General features: G+C 63.3%; 27 protein-coding genes and 1 riboswitch. All 27 genes read right to left on the minus strand.

Annotation, left to right across the window (positions count from 1 at the left end; genetic code table 11):
• Positions 1-31: 31 nt before the first annotated feature.
• Positions 32-508, minus strand: a complete 477-nt coding sequence (grdA, locus tag APAU_RS08070) for a glycine/sarcosine/betaine reductase complex selenoprotein A (RefSeq protein ID WP_083806791.1) — start codon at positions 506-508, stop codon at positions 32-34.
• An 81-nt stretch (positions 509-589) separates the two neighbouring features.
• The gene (locus APAU_RS08080) at positions 590-1,882 is read right to left on the minus strand and encodes a glycine/sarcosine/betaine reductase component B subunit (RefSeq protein WP_006301233.1); all 1,293 of its coding nucleotides are present in this window, start codon (positions 1,880-1,882) and stop codon (positions 590-592) included.
• Positions 1,883-1,917: 35 nt separating this feature from the next.
• On the minus strand, positions 1,918-2,238 hold the full coding sequence (locus APAU_RS08085) for a thioredoxin family protein (RefSeq protein WP_006301234.1): 321 nt from the start codon (positions 2,236-2,238) through the stop codon (positions 1,918-1,920).
• Between the two features lie 49 nt (positions 2,239-2,287).
• Positions 2,288-2,800 carry a GrdX family protein gene (locus APAU_RS08090; protein WP_332248355.1) on the minus strand — a complete coding sequence of 171 codons (513 nt, stop codon included), beginning with the start codon at positions 2,798-2,800 and terminating at the stop codon, positions 2,288-2,290.
• 11 nt (positions 2,801-2,811) lie between these two features.
• A riboswitch (glycine riboswitch) is annotated at positions 2,812-2,925 on the minus strand.
• A 157-nt stretch (positions 2,926-3,082) separates the two neighbouring features.
• Entirely contained in the window at positions 3,083-4,465 is a 1,383-nt protein-coding gene (lat, locus tag APAU_RS08095; RefSeq protein ID WP_006301236.1) for an L-lysine 6-transaminase, read from the minus strand.
• Between the two features lie 228 nt (positions 4,466-4,693).
• Positions 4,694-5,116, minus strand: a complete 423-nt coding sequence (locus tag APAU_RS08100) for a YkgJ family cysteine cluster protein (protein ID WP_006301237.1) — start codon at positions 5,114-5,116, stop codon at positions 4,694-4,696.
• Complete coding sequence (locus APAU_RS08105) at positions 5,109-5,456, minus strand: hypothetical protein (protein ID WP_006301238.1); 348 nt, start codon at positions 5,454-5,456, stop codon at positions 5,109-5,111. Before APAU_RS08105 ends, APAU_RS08100 begins: the two co-directional genes overlap by 8 nt.
• Positions 5,457-5,469: 13 nt before the next feature.
• Positions 5,470-6,585, minus strand: coding sequence for a flagellar basal body P-ring protein FlgI (locus APAU_RS08110; RefSeq protein WP_006301239.1), 1,116 nt, complete (start codon positions 6,583-6,585; stop codon positions 5,470-5,472).
• Positions 6,586-6,617: 32 nt separating this feature from the next.
• On the minus strand, positions 6,618-7,226 hold the full coding sequence (locus tag APAU_RS08115; RefSeq protein WP_006301240.1) for a flagellar basal body L-ring protein FlgH: 609 nt from the start codon (positions 7,224-7,226) through the stop codon (positions 6,618-6,620).
• Positions 7,223-8,161, minus strand: a complete 939-nt coding sequence (gene flgA / locus APAU_RS12615; protein WP_006301241.1) for a flagellar basal body P-ring formation chaperone FlgA — start codon at positions 8,159-8,161, stop codon at positions 7,223-7,225. The genes APAU_RS08115 and flgA overlap by 4 nt, the downstream gene beginning before the upstream one ends.
• Positions 8,162-8,178: 17 nt before the next feature.
• Complete coding sequence (gene flgG, locus APAU_RS08125; RefSeq protein WP_006301242.1) at positions 8,179-8,967, minus strand: flagellar basal-body rod protein FlgG; 789 nt, start codon at positions 8,965-8,967, stop codon at positions 8,179-8,181.
• A 25-nt stretch (positions 8,968-8,992) separates the two neighbouring features.
• Positions 8,993-9,787, minus strand: a complete 795-nt coding sequence (locus APAU_RS08130; RefSeq protein WP_006301243.1) for a flagellar hook-basal body protein — start codon at positions 9,785-9,787, stop codon at positions 8,993-8,995.
• Between the two features lie 15 nt (positions 9,788-9,802).
• Positions 9,803-10,840, minus strand: a complete 1,038-nt coding sequence (gene mreB, locus APAU_RS08135) for a rod shape-determining protein (RefSeq protein ID WP_006301244.1) — start codon at positions 10,838-10,840, stop codon at positions 9,803-9,805.
• A 66-nt stretch (positions 10,841-10,906) separates the two neighbouring features.
• Positions 10,907-11,689: a tRNA pseudouridine(38-40) synthase TruA gene (gene truA / locus APAU_RS08140; RefSeq protein ID WP_006301245.1), complete on the minus strand. Its 783-nt coding sequence runs from the start codon at positions 11,687-11,689 to the stop codon at positions 10,907-10,909.
• A gap of 2 nt (positions 11,690-11,691) precedes the next feature.
• On the minus strand, positions 11,692-12,498 hold the full coding sequence (locus APAU_RS08145) for an energy-coupling factor transporter transmembrane component T family protein (RefSeq protein ID WP_006301246.1): 807 nt from the start codon (positions 12,496-12,498) through the stop codon (positions 11,692-11,694).
• Positions 12,495-13,340 carry an ATP-binding cassette domain-containing protein gene (locus APAU_RS08150; protein WP_006301247.1) on the minus strand — a complete coding sequence of 282 codons (846 nt, stop codon included), beginning with the start codon at positions 13,338-13,340 and terminating at the stop codon, positions 12,495-12,497. Before APAU_RS08150 ends, APAU_RS08145 begins: the two co-directional genes overlap by 4 nt.
• Positions 13,331-14,167, minus strand: coding sequence for an ATP-binding cassette domain-containing protein (locus APAU_RS08155; protein ID WP_006301248.1), 837 nt, complete (start codon positions 14,165-14,167; stop codon positions 13,331-13,333). The genes APAU_RS08150 and APAU_RS08155 overlap by 10 nt, the downstream gene beginning before the upstream one ends.
• The gene (gene rplQ / locus APAU_RS08160; RefSeq protein ID WP_006301249.1) at positions 14,168-14,521 is read right to left on the minus strand and encodes a 50S ribosomal protein L17; all 354 of its coding nucleotides are present in this window, start codon (positions 14,519-14,521) and stop codon (positions 14,168-14,170) included.
• On the minus strand, positions 14,518-15,573 hold the full coding sequence (locus tag APAU_RS08165; RefSeq protein ID WP_040345000.1) for a DNA-directed RNA polymerase subunit alpha: 1,056 nt from the start codon (positions 15,571-15,573) through the stop codon (positions 14,518-14,520). The genes rplQ and APAU_RS08165 overlap by 4 nt, the downstream gene beginning before the upstream one ends.
• Before the next feature lie 22 nt (positions 15,574-15,595).
• Positions 15,596-16,222, minus strand: coding sequence for a 30S ribosomal protein S4 (gene rpsD, locus APAU_RS08170; protein WP_006301251.1), 627 nt, complete (start codon positions 16,220-16,222; stop codon positions 15,596-15,598).
• 27 nt (positions 16,223-16,249) lie between these two features.
• A complete protein-coding gene (gene rpsK, locus APAU_RS08175) occupies positions 16,250-16,642 on the minus strand; it encodes a 30S ribosomal protein S11 (protein WP_006301252.1) in 393 nt (130 codons plus the stop codon).
• 27 nt (positions 16,643-16,669) lie between these two features.
• Positions 16,670-17,047 (minus strand): 30S ribosomal protein S13, encoded by a 378-nt coding sequence (gene rpsM, locus APAU_RS08180; RefSeq protein ID WP_006301253.1) that lies wholly within the window; start codon positions 17,045-17,047, stop codon positions 16,670-16,672.
• Positions 17,048-17,056: 9 nt separating this feature from the next.
• Positions 17,057-17,182 carry a 50S ribosomal protein L36 gene (gene rpmJ / locus APAU_RS13050; RefSeq protein ID WP_006301254.1) on the minus strand — a complete coding sequence of 42 codons (126 nt, stop codon included), beginning with the start codon at positions 17,180-17,182 and terminating at the stop codon, positions 17,057-17,059.
• 66 nt (positions 17,183-17,248) lie between these two features.
• Positions 17,249-17,467, minus strand: coding sequence for a translation initiation factor IF-1 (gene infA, locus APAU_RS08185; RefSeq protein WP_006301255.1), 219 nt, complete (start codon positions 17,465-17,467; stop codon positions 17,249-17,251).
• 24 nt (positions 17,468-17,491) lie between these two features.
• The gene (locus tag APAU_RS08190; protein ID WP_232207722.1) at positions 17,492-17,752 is read right to left on the minus strand and encodes a KOW domain-containing RNA-binding protein; all 261 of its coding nucleotides are present in this window, start codon (positions 17,750-17,752) and stop codon (positions 17,492-17,494) included.
• 35 nt (positions 17,753-17,787) lie between these two features.
• Complete coding sequence (gene map / locus APAU_RS08195) at positions 17,788-18,561, minus strand: type I methionyl aminopeptidase (protein ID WP_006301257.1); 774 nt, start codon at positions 18,559-18,561, stop codon at positions 17,788-17,790.
• Positions 18,558-19,205 (minus strand): adenylate kinase, encoded by a 648-nt coding sequence (locus APAU_RS08200; protein WP_006301258.1) that lies wholly within the window; start codon positions 19,203-19,205, stop codon positions 18,558-18,560. The genes map and APAU_RS08200 overlap by 4 nt, the downstream gene beginning before the upstream one ends.
• Positions 19,206-19,212 lie beyond the last annotated feature (7 nt).

Below are 19,212 nucleotides of genomic sequence, written 5' to 3' on the forward strand. Positions count from 1 at the left end.
TTTCCCTCCTTTCCTCGGGCGCAACCGCGCCCTACAAAGTGACCTTGCTGTGCTCCTCCCGCATCTTGCGGACCGCTTCGGCCAAGGCCTCCGTGTCGAGGACCATTTCCATCATGCCAATCTGCTCCTCCCACACCGCGGGATCCGCCTCTTCTTTGATGGCCGGATCGAACACATGGTAGACCGGAAGTCCCAACGAGACTCCCGCCAAGGGACCTGCGTAGGTCGGATCGCCTGCCGCCACCGTCTCTGCGTAGATCTCCGCGCCTTCGGCGTCGGAAGACCCCAGAATGACGACCACGTTCTCGGCTCCGAACTTCTCAGCAGCGTCCTTGATACGCTGCTGGTTCTGCAGGTCCATGGCTCCTGCGGCGGTTCAGACGAAGCACTCCGTCACCGCAAAGGCGATCTCCGCCCCGCAGCTCTGGAAGCACGCCTCCATGGCGGGTCCAGGAACGCCGTCCCGTTCACCCAGAAGAAGCAGTTTCTTCCCTGTCAGTTTCCCCATGCCGTCACCTCCTCGCTCGATGTTCCTTACGTTCTTCCCCATACGCGCGCCTTGCCCCCTGCGGGACAGGGCCTGTGAAAATCAGTAGGTCGCCGCCCCGATTTTGTTGAAGCCCAGCTCGCAGGTGGCTCCGGTGATGGCCTGGAGCTCCACCTCGATGGACCCATCCCCGCGAAGGGACCCGGCAAAACCTCCGGCGATGACGTCCACGAACTCCGCAAAGCCGATCAGCTTGTCCATGGGGGGCAACACGATCATGGCGTTGGCATTCCCCGCCGTGACCACCGCGTTTGCTTCTTTGGCCGCATCCGCCAGGGACTGGCTGGCCCCGTCCCGGCCGGCATACTCGTCGGTGATGAGGACCGTCTTGATCCCCAGATTCTCCGCCTTGCGGCAGTTCATGATCAGGTCCGTGTCCGGGTTGCCGAAGCCTTCCTCGCTGATCACCAGACCGTCCACGCCGAGCAGGGAGGCCAGTTTCGTGGCGTAGGAGGAGCTGCGCTTCTTGTCCGCCAGGGTGACGTTTTCGTTGGTGATGATGCAGCCCAGGAAGTTGACGTCCACCCCGTGACGGGCGTAGAGAGCCCGGATCACCGGATTGTTCAGATGCACGTAGGTGCTGTTCTTGTCGCAGGCGGACACGCAGTTTCCGGACACGATGGCCCCGTCCATGACCTCGTTGGGATGGATCAGGGTCGGGATGATGCGCTTGGCGTCCACCCCGTAGACGTAGGTGTCGTGAAGCAGCCCCTGGGTCTGGAGCATGTAGAGATAAGCCACCTTGGGGAGCCCCGGGTGCGCCGTCATGGCCTCCCTCAGGGCGGGCAGCTCGAAGGTCTCCACTTGATCCGCCACGGATCCCGTTTCGAGGGCCTTCTGGGCCAGGAAGTGGGCCGCCTTGAACCCGGCGATCCGGCATGCCTCTTCGTATTCGTGCTTCTCCAGTCCCTCCTGGGGCTCAAAAACCAGCACCACGTTGAAGGTCTTGGAGAAGGGGGTGTAATCCGCCCCAGGGCCGGACATGTCCACGATGCCTTCCTGGAAGCCCACGATCTTGCCGCAGGTAAGCACCGCCGCCCCTTCCAGGACCAGGGTCTTCCCCTCACCCACGGACTCCACGTCGCTCAGGAATCCCGGGAAGAGCCCGCCGGGGCCCTCCATCTTGCAGCGGGGCTCCACCGCATCCTTCACCGGCGTGATCCGGGTCTTCTCTCCCGGACAAGCCAGGTCCACATCCACCGAGGCCAGGCGCTCGTCCTGGCCCAGAGCTGCCAGCAGCTCCTTCTTGCAAACCTGCAGGACCCCGCCGACGACCTTGGTGTCCTCTCCCCACTTCAGACCATGGATCCGAACCCGATGCAGTTCCAGCTTCATGATTCCCCTCCTTTCTCCTTGGCTCGCTAGCGCTCTTAGGCCAAGAGTTTTTCCGCCCGCTCCCGGATCGCCTCCAGGGACACTTCGGCCCCGGTGATCCGATCCACCAGCTCTCCTCCCTTGTAGAAGAGGATCGTGGGCAACCCCATCACTTTCAAGGTCGCGCAAAGACGGCGATTCTCCGCGGCGTTGAGCTTGCAGAACTTCACCCGCCCCTCGTAGGACTCGCCCAGTTTGATCACCTCGGGCATCAGGGCCAGGCAAGGGCCGCAGGAAGGCCCCCAGAAGTCCACCACCACGGGGAGATCCGCCTGAAGCACTTCCGCTTCGTAAATATCCTTGTTGAGTTCCACCATTGTTTTCACCTCCTTCCATAAAGGATGGCGTTTGGGGCACCGGAAATCCTCAGCCGCGGAGCAGGCCGTAGCGCAACAACGTTTCCCGGATCAGCTCAAAATCCAGCAGGCCGTAGTCTTCAGAGCACGCACCATGAGGATCCGCAAGCTTTCCCTCGTAGACGTCATAGATGCCCAGGGCTTCTTCCAAGAGGTGAAGGGAGGGAAGATCCACGACTCCCCGTTCCTCCTCCTGCGGTCCTTCCAGGACCACGGTCCGAAAAGGTTGCTGGTGGGGGCGAAAGTTGCCGTACAGAGGATGAGAAAGGAGCCGGGCCCCTCGATGGACCAAGCTGCGAGCGGCCACAAGAACCTCTTTTCCGCCCCCCTCGACGGGAGAGCAAGAAGACGAGGAAGCGAGAACACGGGGGTTGTTGGTCAAACAGCGCACGCAAGAATCCATCGAAGAACCCTCCACGGGGTGGAATCGCTTCTCTGGTCTCGCCCCTGGGGATTCACGGAGGTGGTTTCTTCCGTTTGCCCTCGGGGTGGCGCCGCGGATCCAGGAGGACCCGAGGACCATCTTCAGAGTGCCGTCCTGCCGCAATCCTTTCGCCTGAGAGATTCGGGCCTCGCGGACCTTGCCCCTTCGGCGCCCCCTTGCCCTTGTCTTCACATGGGCAATAGGGTCTCTCTTGCGGCTTTCAACCGGCTTGCCTATATTCTACCGCACCCACCGGGGGGCGCAACGGGGGAAAAATGAGAATAACTTGCTTCCGGGGGAAAACCGTCTCTCTGTGCCCTGGTTTCCACAGAAAGGGGCCGGGGGCGGCCCAATCCACCCCCGGCCCCGACAGAACCTTCTCTACTTGCAGCAGCAGGAGGAGTCGCAGCGCACTTTCTTGAGGCACTGGCGGGTGATCTCCAGTCCCTTGTCGATGTCCTCCAGGGGCACGTTGAGGGCCGGGCGGAAACGAACCGAGTTGTCCCCGCAGGGCAGAATCAGCATCTTCTCCGACCAGCAGGTCTTGATGAACTTGTCCCGAAGCTCCGGGCTCACGATGTCGTAGGCGCAGAAGAGCCCCTTGCCCCGAACGTTGCGGACCATGTCCGGGAACTCCTTGCGGATCTCCTGGAGGCCGTTCAGAAGCCGAGGACCGGCGGTGTGGGACACATAGTCCAGGATCTTTTCGTCCCGGTAGATCTCCAGGTACCGCTGCGCCCGAACCATGTCCACCACCGTGCCGCCCCAGGTGGAGTTGATCCGGCTGGACACTTTGAAGCAGTTATCCTGCACTTCGTCGATCCGAGGACCCGCCACCAGACCGCAGATCTGGGCCTTCTTGCCGAAGCTGAAGATGTCCGGCTTCACAGGAGCGTGGTGCTCCCAAGCCCACATCTTCCCCGTGACGCCCATGCCGCACTGCACTTCGTCGAAGATGAGGAGGATGTCGTTCTCGTCGGCGATCTGCCGAAGCTGCTGCATGTACTCCGTCCGGAAGTGGTTGTCCCCGCCCTCGCCCTGGATGGTCTCCAGGATGATGGCGCAGATGTCGTCGGGGTTGTTGGCGATGGCCTGCTTGATCTGCTTGATCGACACGCTCTCCAGCCACTCCACCATCCCCAGGTTCTCCTCCAGGGGGAAGCTCATCTTGGGGTTGATGACCCGGGGCCAGTCATACTTGGCGAAGTACTGGTACTTGTTGGGGTCGTGGGTGTTGGTGACCGTGAGGGTGTAGCCGCTGCGGCCGTGGAAGGCGTCGTTGAAGTGGAGAACCTTGGTGCCCTTGCGCCCCGCCACGGCGTCGCCCTTGCTGATCTTCCCCGCCGCCAGAAGCTTGCGGACCTTCCAGTCCATGGCCACCTTGAAGGTGTTCTCCACCGCCAGGGTCCCATAGTCGATGAAGAAAACGTGGTTGAAGCCCTGGGGAACCGCCACTTCTCCGAAGGTCTTCACGAACTCCGCCATCTCGTGGGTGTAGATGTCCGAGTTGGCCACCTTGTTGATGGCTGCCCGGAAGATCTTCTCCTTGAACTCGTCGTTGGCCAGCTTCGGGTGGTTCATCCCGAAGGGAGCGGAAGCAAAGAAGGTGTAGAAGTCGAGCCACTTGTCCCCGTTCAGGGCATTCACGATATGGCTGCCCTGGGACTTCTCCATGTCGATGATGATGTCGAACCCGTCTCGCAGCAGATACTTCTCGATCTCCGGAAACACCTGATTCGTCGGAACGGAGTACTGGACGGACATCTCTTCTGCCTCCTTAAAATGTACTGGATTCCCCTTGGAGTTTCCCTCTTTCCAACTCCCCGAGGACATTGTAGAGGGGGCAGCAGGTGGAATACAAGAGCTTTTTTCCAGAATACGCAATACAATTCAAAATAAACAATTGTATTTCCAGGTTCAACAACCTATTGGTCAGTACACGAAACGGAACCCAAAAAGGGCACCCAGGTTTCACGCCCGGGCGCCCTTGTCCTACAGTTCAAAAAAGGGGGACTTCGCCAGCATCGCCAGGATCTCCTCTTGGGAAAAATGCCGTCCCTGTCCCATTCCGGGGCATCTCTCCCGTGCCTCTTCCCAGCTCTCCCGGGAGCGCAGCAGGGAGGGCCAAAAGGGGAAAAGGCTACACTGAGCAGGGCGAAGGCCATAGACCAGACACCGGCACTTTTCCGCGTCAAGGAAGATGCAGTCACCGTTCTTTCGTTCCACGAGGCTCGGCCTTCCCCATCGCTTCGTCATGAAACGACGGGAAAACTCCTCCTCCGTCAGCTCCATGTGCCTTGCCAGGCGTTGCATCTCCTCCGGAGTGACCCAGATGGCCCCAGGCTCACCGCGACAACAACGCCCACATTCCAGACAGGTAAAATCTAAACCGTCTGCAAACCACAATTCATCCACCCGCGGAAATCCTCTTTTCCTTGCCTCCCGCCGAGACCTCCGCAGAGAGAGACCCCTGAAGCTGGTCGTAGAGGACCTTCCAAAGCCCCACGCCCTCCGCTTCGCTCAGGGCTTCGGAGGCCATCTCCACCGCCGTGTCCTCCATGGGACCGAAGGGACGCTTGCGGTCCTCCCCTCCCAGGCGGCGGGCACTGGCCATCATTTCCTTCCATAGGGAAGCCAGAAAAACCCCTTCGAACTGCTTGCAGGCCTTTTCCAGCTGCTTTTCCTTCCGCTTCAGGACCTCCTGAGGGTCGGTGGGGTTCGCCATCAGGGGCGGCAGGGACCCGATTCTGCTCATGGAGCATCCCTCCTTATTGGATGATGAGCTGACCGTGCAGCGCTCCGGCCTGGTCGAGGGCCTGCAGGATGGGGATGAGATCCCGGGGGGTCGCCCCCACCGCGTTCAGCGCCCGCACCAGGTCCGTCACCGTGGAGGACTCGGGCAAGGCCACCACCTGCCCCTGACCTTCCTGGGCCTGCAGATCCGTGCGAGGGACCACGGCGGTCTGGCCCTGCCCCAAGGGGTTGGGCTGGCTGACCTGGGGGTTCTCGCTCACCCGGACGGTGAGGTTGCCGTGGGCCACGGCGGCGCTCCCGATGCGCACGTTCCCCCCCATCACCACGGTTCCGGTACGTTCGTTCACCACCACCCGGGCCACCGAATCGGGGACCAGGGTCAACCCCTCCAGGGCCGCCACGAAAGAGGCGGGAGAATCGCCGTAGGAAGCGGGCACCGCTACCTCCACCCGACCCGCGTCCACCACCCGGGCCACCTGCCCATGGTGCTTGTTGATGGCCTTGGCCACCCGAGTTGCGGTGGTGAAGTCAGGCTGGCGGAGCAGCAGACTCATGCGACCTCCGGGGACGAAGGAGGATTCCGTTCCCTGTTCCACGATGGCCCCCCCGGGGACTCGTCCCACGGTGGTGACGTTCTTGCTGACCTGAGCTCCTTGCCCCCCGGCGCTGAACCCTCCCAGGGAAAGGGAACCCTGTGCCACGGCGTAGACCTTTCCGTTGGCCGCCTTGAGGGGCGTCTGAAGCAGGACGCCTCCCTGGAGGCTCTTGGCGTCTCCCGCGGCGCTCACCAGAACGTCCAGCGTCTGACCGGGGACCACGAAGGGAGGCAGTTCGCAGGTAACGGACACCAGAGCCACGTTCTTGGACTTGACCAGCTTGGGGTCAATGGTCAGGCCGAAACGAGAGGACATGTTGGACATCATCCTCATGGCCATGTCCCCCTTGTCCCCCGTTCCCTGGAGCCCCACCACCAGCCCCATTCCCACGAGTTGGTTGGGGCGGGCCCCTTCGAGGACCGCCACGTCCTTCACCCGGACCTCCAGGGCCGATGCGCTTCCTGCCGACAGGAGCATCGCAAGGCACGAGAGGATCCCCAGGAGGAACCTCCCTGCCCCCGCATTTCCACCCACGTCCTTCCCTTCCTTTCCCGTTGCGCCCTTCACTAGAAGATGCTCTGGAGGATCTGCGTGAAGATGCCCGGCTTTTGGAGACGGCTGATGGACCCCTTGCCCTCCACCCGGATTTCCGCGTTGGCCACCCGGTTGCTGGAGACGGTGTTGTTCGGACCGATATCTTCGGGTCGGACCACGCCGGTAAAGCTCACCTGCATCTTCTCCGCCTGGGTCATGAGGTCCCTCGTCCCCAGGAGGACCAGGTTGCCCCCAGGTGTGATCTCCGTGACCACGCAACCGATGGACGTCTTGATGTGATGTTTCCGCTCCGATTTACCGTCCCCCGTGGTGTCCGAGGCTGCCCCGATGACGAATCCCCGGAGGAAATCGAACACCCCAGTCCAATCCTGCACTCCGCTCTTGTCGGTCTTCTTGGCGGTGGTCTTCCCCTCGTCCTTGGTGTCCGTGGTCTCCTGCACCAGGACCGTGACGATGTCCCCCACCTTCGAAGGCTTCCGATCCGTAAAGAGGTTGGCGTCCTCCTGCCACAGCGACTCGGCGCCGCAAGGCTGAAGCGGAAGCCCCCAACCGCACGCAAGAACCACCAGGAACAGGAGCCCCCGAAGAAGGAGCCCTTCCCCCGCGCTGCGGCAGCTCATACGCCTCCATCCTCCTTCTGCAGAATCTCCACGCGCCCCGGGCCAATCACGACCCCCGAGACGATCTGGCGAGTATCCAGGTTCCGCACTCGAATGGTATCACCCACCGCTCCCTGCTCAAGGGCCCTCCCCTTCGCCTCCACCGCCACGGAGCCTACGACGCTGGATAGGACCACCTGGTTCCCCGCGTGCACCACCTCGTCCCGAACCAACACCTCCATGGCCACGGGAACCCCCGCCTTCACGGGGATCCGGAGCACCTTCCCCTCCACCTGTTGGAAGGAGTGGGCAAGGAGCCTGTAGGTGTCCTGGATCCCCAGGCGCAGGAACACGTCCTCCCGCCGGATCGTCTCTCCCTTGCGGAGAGGGCTCTTCGCCACCACCTGCGGCTGGTACCACCGAAGGACCACGCGGACGAAGCGAGCCGGTTCCTCCGATGTCGCCACGTTCAGGGAGACGCTCCTCATGCCGCTTCGAAGACCCGGAGGGAGCGGGGTCGCCGGGTCCACCGGCCGATCGGGGCGGGCCGCCACCCGCCAGGGCCAGTGCGCCGCCCTGCGGATTCGCCCTTCCAAGGGGTCTTCCTGCCCCAAGGTCACCGAGGTGGGCATCTGGAGGCGAACGGGAATCCCCGCCAGACCCTGATCCTGCAGCGCCGCCACCACCTGCCCCCGGGTCAGTTTTCCCCCGGAAAGGGAAAGAGGAGCCAGGGAAGCCCGATCCACCAGCTCCTGTTCCCCCTCCAGGGAAGCGTATTCCCCGAGGAAGACCGAGCTTCCCCTCGGGCAGATCGCCTCCGGAAGGACCACCACGAGGCGAGGGGCCGTCGCCTCTCCCCACGTCGCCTCGCACAGGAGAAACAAAGCGACCAGACCAAAGAAGAAACGGCGGGAAGGCCCCAGCCTCCACCGCCGCAGACAGCTACGAAGCGCCAAGGATCCCGCTCCTGGGATCAGCGCCGGAGGTTGTTGGCGATGCGCAACAACTCGTCGGCGGTGGAAATGGTCTTGGAGTTGGCCTCATAGGCCCTCTGGGCCACGATCATGTTCACCATCTCCTCCACCACCTGGACGTTGGCCATTTCCAGCACTCGCTGGAGCGTGGCTCCCAGTCCGTCGTCCCCCGGGTTGCCCACGATGGGGGCCCCGCTGGCGGGAGTCTCCAGGAAGAGGTTCTTTCCGGAAGCCCGCAGGCCGCCGGGGTTGACGAACCGAGCCAGCTGGATCTGTCCGATCTCCTGGGGATTCGGATCCCCAGGCAGGAGAACCGAAACCTGCCCCGTGGTGCTGATGATGAGTTCCTTCATGTTGTCCGGGATGGTAATGGCCGGCTCCAGGAGAAACCCGTCACTGGTGACGATCTGCCCGTTCCCGTCGATGCGCCAGGCGCCGTCCCGGGTGTAGGCCAGGGTGCCGTCGGGCAGGGTGACCTGATAGAATCCATCCCCCTCGATGGCCACGTCCGTGGGGTTTCCCGTCGTCTGGATGTTGCCCTCTCCCATGATGCGGCTGGTGCCGACCACGCGAGTCCCCAAGCCCACCTGAATCCCCGTGGGGATCATGGACGCGGGTTCCACCGGCGCCCCGGGTTCCCGGTCGATCTGGTACATCAAATCCTGGAAGTCCGCCCGGACCTTTTTGTAGCCCGAGGTATTCACGTTGGCCAAGTTGTTGGACACCACGTCCAAGTTGGTCTGCTGCGCGATCATGCCCGTGGCTCCGGACCAAAGGGAACGGATCATGTTCTACCCCTCCCGAAAAAACGGATTAACTCACCCGTCCGAAGGCGCTGGACAGGCGAGACGTCAGCTCGTCCTGGATGGTGACGGTCTTGGCCGCGACCTCATAGGCCCGATTCGCCTCGATCATCCGGGACATCTCCTCCACCACGTTGACGTTGGACCGCTCCAGGAAGCCCACGGCCACCTTGGGTTGCTCCACTTCCTCCGGAGCGCCCGAATCGGGCGTCTCCGCCAACAGGGACTTGCCCACGTGGCGCATCCTCGTGGGGGTGGGGAAACGTACCACTTGGAGCTGCCCCGCCACCGCTCCGTTCACCAGAAGCTGTCCCCGATCGTTGAGGCTGTACCGCACGGCATCGCCGATCTCCACAGCTCCCCCGTCTCCCTGGACGAGCATGCCGTCGTGGGTGACCAGCTGCCCCTGATCGTTCTTCTGGAAGTGCCCCGAACGGGTGTAGAAGGTGTTCCCCGCCCCGTCCTGCACCACGAAAAACCCCTCTTCCTGCAGCGCCACGTCCAGAGGGGCGTTGGTCACCTGCATGACCCCCGGGGCTGTCCGCATGGCGGTCTCGTGAAGGACGTTGGCCAGGGAAAGGGTTCCGATGGGAACCCTCCCCCGGGGGTTGAAGCGCTTCGGGCCGATCCCCTCTTCGGGGTAGCGCTCCACCCGGTCCATCAGGACCTCCGGAAAGGACTTGTTGACGGCGATGCGAGCCCGAAAGCCGGAAGTGTCCACGTTGGCCAAGTTGTTTCCTACCACGTCGAGCATCTTCTCCTGGACCAACATGGCCGAAGTTCCCGAATAAATGCCTCGAAACAAAGCCTCGCCTCCTCGCTAACGGCGTCGTCCTCCCTTGCGGAAGGCGGAAAGGACCGTGCCCGATTCCTTGAGCTGGTCCAGTTCCTGCAGGGCTTTGCCCGTTCCCAGGGCGACGCACTCCAAGGGGTGATCCGCGACGATGGTGTTGATCTCCGTCTGCTCCGTCACCAGTTGAGGCAACCCGCGAAGAAGCGCTCCGCCGCCGGTGAGGATGATTCCCCTGTCAATGATATCGGCAGCCAGCTCGGGAGGCGTTAGCTCCAGGACATTGCGGATTCCCGAGACGATGGCCAGGACGGACTCCTCGATGGCCTTGGCGACGTCGCCGCTGGTGACCTGAATCTGCCGAGGAAGCCCCTGGACCAGGTCCCGGCCTCGAACGTCCATGACCATCTCTTCGCCCTGGGGGAAGCAGGTGCCGATGTTCATCTTCAGCTCCTCCGCGGTCTGTTCCCCCACGGCGAGGTTGAACTGCTTCCGGGCATAGCGCATGATGGACTCGTCGAACTTGTCCCCTCCCACCCGCAGGGATTCGGAAACCACGATCCCCCCCAGGGAGATGACCGCGATGTCCGTGGTGCCCCCGCCGATGTCCACCACCATGTTGCCCCGGGGCTCCCCGATGGACAGCCCCGCCCCGATGGCTGCGGCCATGGGCTCCTCGATCAGGTACGCTTCCTTGGCTCCCACCTCGATGGCCGCCTCCAGCACCGCCCGTCGCTCCACGTCCGTGGCGCCGGAGGGGACACAGATCATCACGCGGTGTCGCACCACCCGCTCCATGCCCGAGGTGACCTTCTTGATGAACTGCCGAAGCATGACCTCCGTCATGGTGTAGTCCGCAATGACCCCGTCGCGCAGGGGACGGACCGCCACCACGTTGCCGGGGGTCCTCCCCAGCATCTGTTTGGCGTCCTCCCCTACCGCGAGGATCCGTCCGTTGTTCTGGTCCATGGCCACCACCGAAGGTTCCCGAAGGACCACGCCCTTGTCTTTGATGAAGATGAGGACCGTGGCGGTCCCCAGGTCAATGCCGATATCCTTGCCCCACACGAAGGATTCCTCCTTGTCCCTGTAACTCCCTTCCGGTGGAGGGGAGCGAACGTCAGGTATGCCGGTCTATTGTACTCTGTCGTGGAAAGATGAGGGGGTCGCCCAGGGAGAGGGGGCGTAGCCCACACGCCAGAAGAAGAGCCCCTGGGGGGGGGCGGTGCGTCCCGCCTCGCTTCGGCAGCCTCCCTCCAGCAGGTTCAGAAAAGCCTCCGGCTCCATCCCTCCCCGGGCCACCCCTTCCAGGGTCCCTACGAGGATCCGCACCATGTTGGTGAGGAAACCGTCCCCTCGAAACCGGAAGCGGATGAAGGGCCCCCGACGCCGACAGGACACGTGGAGGAGGGTCCTCCACGAATCTTCCGGCCGATCGACGCTGCGGCAGAACGCGCCGAAATCGTGCCGACCCCGAAGCGAAGGGAGAAGATGCTGGACGAGGGTCCAGTCCAGAGGGCTTTTGACCCACCAGACGAAGGGACGAAGGTGCGGGACGCAGGCCGCCTGATTCCACAGGAAGAAGCGGTACTCCCTCCACAGCGCGTCGAAGCGGGCGTGGAAAGAGTCGGGTACCTGCGCCACCTGAAGGATTTCGACCGAAGGGGGAAGGTGGGCCGCCATGGCTCCCCGAAGGCGAAACGGATCCCAGGGCCGGGGCAAGTCGAAATGCACCACCTGCCCCCGGGCGTGGACCCCCGCGTCGGTGCGCCCTGCCCCGTGGCAGCGCACCGGAGACCCTGACAGGGCTTCCAGCGCCGCCTCAAGGACCCCCTGCACCGAGGGGCGATTCGGCTGGGCCTGGAAGCCGGCGAAGGAGGCGCCGACGTAGGCGACCTCTGCGGCATACCGGGGCATTCTCAGATCCAGCGATCCAACAGCGTCAGGGCTCCCACGACCCCCACGGACACCGTGAGCCCCAGCGTCTCCCCGCGCCCCCAGCGAAGAGGGTTCATGCGCGTCCGCCCCACCCCTCCCCGATAGCAGCGGGATTCCATGGCCGTCGCCAGATCCTCCGCCCGCTGGAAGACGATCACGAAAAGGGGGACCAGAACCGGAACGAAGGCCCGGATTCGGCGCAGGAAGCCGCCCTGGTCGAGGTTGGCCCCTCGGGAGAGCTGGGCCTTCAGGATTCGATCCGTTTCGTCCAGCAGGGTAGGAATGAACCGGAGGGCGATGGTCATCATCATGGCCATCTCGTGGGCCGGAAACCCGAAGCGGGCCAGGGGAGACAGGAGCCGTTCCATGCCGTCCGCCAATTCCATGGGACTGGTGGTCAGGGTCAGCAGCCCCGCGAAAAGCACCAGAAAGAGAAGCCGAAGCCCCATGCGGGAGGCCAGGACGACCCCCTCCCGGGTCACGTCCACCGGTCCCAGGATCAGGACCGGGACGCCGGGGGTAAAGAGAAGGTGGAGCAACGCCGTGAACACCAAAAGCCACAGCACCGGCCGCGCCGCCCCGAAAACCAGGCGGAGGTGAAGCCGTGACAGGGCACAGATCCCCAGGAGAAGCCCTCCCCAGGCCGCAAACGCCACGGGGTGCTCCACCCCGAAGACCCCCGACAACAGCACCAACGTACTGAGGATCTTGGACCGCGGGTCCAGATGATGGATCGGGGAATCCGTGGGGACGTACTGCCCCAAGGTGAGGTGGTTGAGAAACTTCACGGTCTTCCCTCCCTTGCGGCCAACGCGGAGGCGAGGCGGTTCCAGTCCCACGTCAGGGGAACGGATCGTCCCCGGTCCCGGAGGTGGTGCGCCAGCTCCAGGATCGGGGGGAGGACCAACCCCTCCATCTCGCGGGACTGCAGTTCCTGGACGATCTCCTCGGGGGTGCCCCAGGAAAGGGTCTTTCCTTCCTGCAGCACCAGGATGCGTTCGCTTCGAGACAGGGCCAGCTCCAGATCGTGGGTGATGTAGCAGATCCCCACCCCTCGGGATTGGAGGGTCCCCAGGAGGTGAAGCAGCTCCTCCACGCCCCGGGCGTCCAGCCCCGCCGTGGGCTCGTCCAGCACGAGGTAGTCCGGGCCGGAAGCGATGACCGAGGCAATGGCCACGCGCCTCTTCTGCCCCCCCGAAAGGTTCAGGGGACTCGTCTCCAACAGGGAGACCGGCAGTCCCACCGACGCCAGGGCGCGCAAGACCCGCTCCCGGACCTCCTCGGGAGGGAACCCCCAGTTCCTGGGGCCGAAGGCCAGCTCCTCCTCCAGGGATTCCGCAAAGAGCTGCTGTTCCGGGAACTGAAACACCAACCCCACCTTCCTGCGGATCTCTCGAAGGATCTTGGGGGCAGACTGGGTATCGAGGCCATCCACCGAAACCTTGCCGGACTGGGGGGGGATCAGGGCGTTGAGATGCTGCGCCAGGGTGGATTTCCCGCTCCCCGTGTGTCCCACCAGGGAAACCCACTGCCCCGGTTCCAGACGAAAGGAAACCCTCTGAAGGGCCTGCGTTTCCAGGGGAGTTCCGGGGTGGTAGGTATGGCTCAGGTTTTCCACGACTAGGGACATAGGGCACCCTCCAGCGCCTCCACCCGGGGGGGCGTCTGTTCGGGGATCAGGCCTTTTTCCAGCAGAAAGCGCCGCAGCGAGACGAGCGGGGGGATCCCCAACCCCCACGCGGCGGCCTCCTTGGGGAGGTCGAACAATCCTTGAGGGGCTCCGTCGAAGACTTTGACCCCGCCGTTCAGCACCACCACCCGATCCGCCTCCACAATCTCCTCCAGACGGTGGGTGATCTGGATCAGGGTCTTGCCCTGCCGGTGGAGCCTTCCCAAGAGGGAGACGAAGTCCGCGCGCCCCCTCGGGTCCACCATGGCTGTGGCCTCATCCAACACCAGGACCTCCGGGTCCAGGGCCAGGGCCCCCGCCAGGGCCAGCCGCTGTTTTTGGCCACCGGAAAGGGCATAAGTGGCGGCTCGCCGTTTTTCCCAAAGCCCCACCACACGAAGAGCCTGGTCGACCCGAGCGCGGATCTCCTGAGGGGGGAGCCCCAGGTTCTCGGGGCCGAAAGCCGTTTCCTCCTCCACCACCGAGGCCACGATCTGGTTCTCCGGATTCTGGAACACCATGGCAACCCCCCGGCGGATCCGCTCCGCGTTTGCGGGGACGCGGGTATCCAACCCCAGCACAGAACAATCGCCCTGCGTCGGGATCAGCAGGGCGTTGCACAATCTGGCGAAGGTCGATTTTCCCGAACCGTTGGCTCCCAGTAGGGCAATCCACTCCCCCCGGGCAACCTCCAGGTCGAGCCCTTCCAAGGCACGAGACTGCGAACCGGGGTAGACGTACCCGACCTTGCGGAACGAGCACGCCCCCCCGGCGTCCACTGGGAGCATCTAGTCGACCAGCTCGATGACCGCCATGGGCGAGGCATCCCCCACCCGGTTTCCCAGCTTCACGATGCGGGTGTACCCACCGGGACGGTGGACGAACTTCGGCCCGATTTCGTTGAACAGCTTCTGGATCGCTTCCTTGTGGGCCATGTCGCTCACCACGACGCGACGGTCATGAAGCGTCCCCGACTTGGCCCGGGTAATCATCCTCTCCGCCACCCGGCGAAGTTCCTTTGCCCGGGTCACGGTGGTCACAAGGCTCCCCTCCAGAAAGAGGCTCGCCGCAAGGTTGCTCAGCATGGCGTGCCGATGGGAACCATACCGCCCCAGGCGGCGCATGCTCATGCGATGTCTCATCGAGTTTCTTCCTCCTTCGTTTCCGGAAGGTCATCTTCAGTCTCTCCCAGGTCGGAGAGAGGTTCTCCTCCCAAGGACAGGCCGAACTTCTCCAGTTTCTCCTCAATCTCCTTGAGGGAGATCTTGCCCAGATTGCGGATCTTCAGCAGATCCTCGCGTGCCCGACCCACCAGATCGCCGATCACGTGGACTCCACCGCGAAGTAGGCAGTTCTCACTGCGCACCGAAAGTTCCAGGTCCCGAACGGGGCGTGCAAGAAGGGCATTCTCGAAGAAACGCACAGGTTCTTCGGCAGGATCCCCTTCCGCCGGCACCCCTTCGCCCTCGGAGCTGATGGCATCCTCCGGCAGGGCACCGCCCTGGCTGGGGCGAGACGAAAGGACGTTGGTCAAGGACCGGAAGTACCCCTCCAAGATGGCCGAGGCCTTTGCCACCGCTTCCTTCGGCGTCACCACCCCGTTGGTCCACACCTCCAGAACCAGCCGGTCGTAGTCGGTCCGCTGTCCCATCCGCACGTCCTGGACCTCGTACTTCACCCGCTTTGCAGGGGAGAAGACGGCGTCGATCAGCAGGGCGTCCACGGGGAGGTAGGCCGGCCTGGGCCGGTCGATGGCGGCGTAGCCGATCCCCTGTTCCACATACAGATCCATGGAGATCCGGTGCCCCGCTTCCAGGGTGCAGATCACCGCCTCCGGGTCCACGTATTCCACGTCCGCATCCGGCTGGATATCCGCCGCCGTTACGGTCTTGGGACCCTCCACCTCAAGGTGGAGGGTCTTCAGTTCCGCATTGTAGCAGCGCAGGGGCACGTGCTTCAGGTTCACCAGAAGCTCGATCACGTCCTCCCGAACTCCCGGCACGGTGCTGAACTCGTGAAGAACCCCTTCAATCCGAACCGCGGAAATGCTGGCGCCAGGAATGGAGGAGAGGAGGACCCGCCGCAGGGCATTGCCCAGGGTGATCCCGTAACCTCTCTCCAGGGGTTCCAGAACAATCCGACCGTAGGAGGGGGTGATCTCCTCCACGATGATCTCGTGACGATCGTGTTCCAAGGTTCCCCCACCCTTCCCGTCGTTATCGAGCATAGAATTCCACCACGAGCTGTTCGTTCACCGGCACCTCGATCTGCTCCCGAACGGGCAGGGTGACGACACGTCCACTCATGGCTTCTCCGTTGATCTCGAGCCAGGCGGGAACGGCTCGGGAGGCTGCAACCTCCGCATTGCCCTTCAGGACCGCGACGTCCCGACTTTTTTCCCGCACCGAAACCACATCCCCGGCCCGGAGCACCGCGCTGGGGATGTCCAGCTTCCGTCCGTTCACGAGGAAATGCCCGTGGCGAACCAACTCCCGGGCCTGACGACGGCTCACTGCAAGTCCCAGCCGATAGACCACGTTGTCCAGACGCCGCTCCAGAAGCTGGAGGAAGTCGTGACCCGTCTGCCCCGGCATGGCCGCGGCCTTCTCGTAAATCTGCGCGAACTGGGATTCGTTGAGTCCGTAGAAGCGCCGCAGTTTCTGCTTTTCCCGGAGACGCAGACCATATTCGCTGGTCTTGGTCCGGCGCGTGCCGTGCTGTCCCGGCTTGCTATTCCGCTTCGCCATGGCGCACCGCTCCGTGTAGCAACGGTCGCCCTTCAGAAAGAGCTTCGTCCCCTCGGCACGGCAGAGCCTGCACACGGGACCGGTATATCTACTCATTGAGCAAAGGCCCTCCTTCCGAGCCGATCAAACCCGGCGCCGCTTGGGAGGGCGGCAACCGTTGTGGGGAATGGGCGTGGCGTCCTTAATCAGGTTCACCTGCAGGCCCGCAGCCTGCAGGGAACGGATCGCGGACTCCCGGCCCGGGCCGGGCCCCTTCACCACGACATCGATCTCCACGACCCCATGGTCCTGGGCCACCTTGGCGGCCTGGGCCGCGGACATCTGCGCCGCATAGGGGGTAGATTTCCTGGTCCCCTTGAAGCCCACGTTCCCGCCGGACGCCCAGGAAAGGGCATTCCCCTGCTTGTCCGTCAGGGTCACGATGGTGTTATTGAAGGTGGAGTAGACATGGGCCACTCCATAGCTGATGTGCTTCTTTTCCTTGCGCTTACTCCTGCGCTGAACACGCTTGGCCACGCGTTTTCCCTCCTCAGGCGACTGGGCCTATTTGACGGCCTTCTTCTTGCCGGCCACGGTGCGCTTCGGTCCCTTACGGGTCCGGGCGTTGGTCCGGGTACGCTGCCCCCGAACCGGAAGACCCAGCCGATGACGCAGCCCACGATAACAACCGATGTCCATCAAACGTTTGATGTTCATCGCCACTTCTCGGCGCAGATCCCCCTCGACCTTGAACTGGTTCTCGATCTCGTTCCGGATCCGCTGCGCCTCTTCGTCCGTCAGATCCTTCGTGCGCGTGTCGGGGTTCACCCCCGTGGCCGCCAGGATCTTCTTGGACGAGGTGAGGCCGATGCCGAAAATGTAGGTCAACGCGATCTCTACCCGCTTCTCGCGGGGAAGGTCCACACCTGCAATACGAGCCATGGGTCGCTCCTACCTCCTTGCTCCCTGACGCTGCTTGTGACGCGGATTCCGGCTGCAGATGATCCGCACCACCCCATGCCTCTTGATGATGCGGCAGTATTCGCAGATCGGCTTGACGGAAGTCTTCACTTTCATGCCGAAACATCCTCCTTGAACGCAAGTCCGAAGCCGCTTCGAGAGCGGCGATTATCGAAGGGCAAACTATTTATATCTATACACAATTCGCCCCCGTGTCAAGTCATAGGGCGAAACCTGAACCAGGACCTTGTCGCCCGGCAAGATCCGAATGAAGTGCATCCGCATCTTCCCCGAGACGTGGGCCAGGATCCGGTGTCCGTTCTCCAGCTCCACACGGAACATGGCGTTTGGAAGCGGTTCCACCACCTTGCCCCGAACTTCGATCACATCATCCTTCGCCATGCGGCTGCCTCGACCTCCTTGAGTTCACGAAGCGTCACCCCGATCCCGAAGGGCGGCGATCCGCCGGGCAAGCCATCCGTTGTCCAGGCTTTTTCCGCTGGCGAGGCGAGCTGCCACGTCTTCGAGAACCGTACGGGTCACCTGAAGGTGTTTCGGGTTCTTCCTCTTGGGGCGGTCCACAGGATGGAGACTGCCGTCCACCAGAAGAACCCTTCCGCTTTCCGGATCCGTTTCGACCACCACGCACCAGAGTCCCGCGTCGTGGCCCTTCCGGACCCTTACCACCCTTCCGGGCACAAGCTCCGGGATCGCTCCGTCCCCTAAGTTTCCCATGGGGTCAGGATCTCGTGCCCTTCTGCGGTGACCAGGACCGCATGTTCAAAGTGTGCTGCATCGGAGCCATCGACGGTCACCACGGTCCATCCGTCCGACAAACTCTTGACCGCTTCCTTGCCGCTCATCACCATCGGTTCGATGCAGATGGTCATGCGCGATTTGAGGGTGATGCCCGTCCCCGGCTTCCCGTAGTTCGGCACCTGGGGGGACTCATGCAGGTGTCTGCCGATTCCGTGCCCCGCGTACTCCCGCACAAGACCGCAACCTTCCGCCAACACGGTACGTTCCACCGCATGCCCCACATCTCCCACGGTGGCACCGTCCCGCACGCAGGCGATCCCCTCGTGGAGCCCCTTCAGCGTGACCGCCAGAAGTTTTTCCCGGGCCTCGGAGATGGCCCCCACGGGGTACGTGCAGGCGGCATCCCCGTAGAACCCCCCTACCAGGGCGCCCATGTCCACGCTCAGGATGTCCCCTTCCACCAAAACCCGGTCCTTCGAGGGAATCCCGTGGACCACTTCCTGGTTGATGGAGGCACAGATGGTGCCGGGGAAGGGCTTGGGGATTCCCGGCACGCGATATCCCTTGAAGGCGGGTTTGGCGTTCTCCTTGGAGAGAAGTTCCTCCGCCGCCTGATCCAAGGTCCACGTATCCACGCCAGGCCGGACCAGATCCCGAAGATGCCGCAGCACGTCCGCAACGACCTTCCCGGCCTTCCGCATGGCGACCAGGTCAGGGTCGTTCTTGAACGTGATCACGCAGCGCCTCCTTGCTTTTCAAGGTTCCGGCACACCGCATCCGGTGCCCCTTCCGCGTTGACCCGCCGCAGGATGTCCTGCTTCTCGTAGTACGCCACCAGGGGAGAAGTCTGCTCATGGTACACCCCAAGGCGCTTCCGAATGACATCCTCCCGATCGTCGTCCCGCTGGACCAGCTCCCCACCGCAAAGGTCGCAGATGCCGGAGACCCGAGAGGGATGAAAGGAGACGTGGTAGATGGCACCGCAGTCCTTGCAGACTCTCCGTCCGCAGAGACGCTCCACCACCACCCCGTCGGTCACATCCAGAAGGACCACCGCATCCAAGGAGACGCCCAACCGGCTCAGAAGCGCATCCAGCGCCTCCGCCTGGGGGAGGGTTCGGGGAAAACCGTCTAGCAGAAAGCCCCTCCCGCAGTCCTCTTGGCGAAGCCGATCCTCCATCATGGCGATGATCAGCCCGTCGGGAACCAGCTTTCCCGAATCCATAAAGGACTTGGCTTCAACCCCCAGAACTGTTCCTCGCTTCACGTGGTCCCGCAACATGTCCCCGGTAGAAAGATGGGGGATGGTAAACCTTTCGATGACGCTGGCAGCCTGTGTTCCCTTGCCGGCCCCGGGAGGGCCAAGAAGGATCAATCGCATGATCTCG

Source organism: Aminomonas paucivorans DSM 12260 (assembly GCF_000165795.1).
Lineage (GTDB): Bacteria > Synergistota > Synergistia > Synergistales > Synergistaceae > Aminomonas > Aminomonas paucivorans.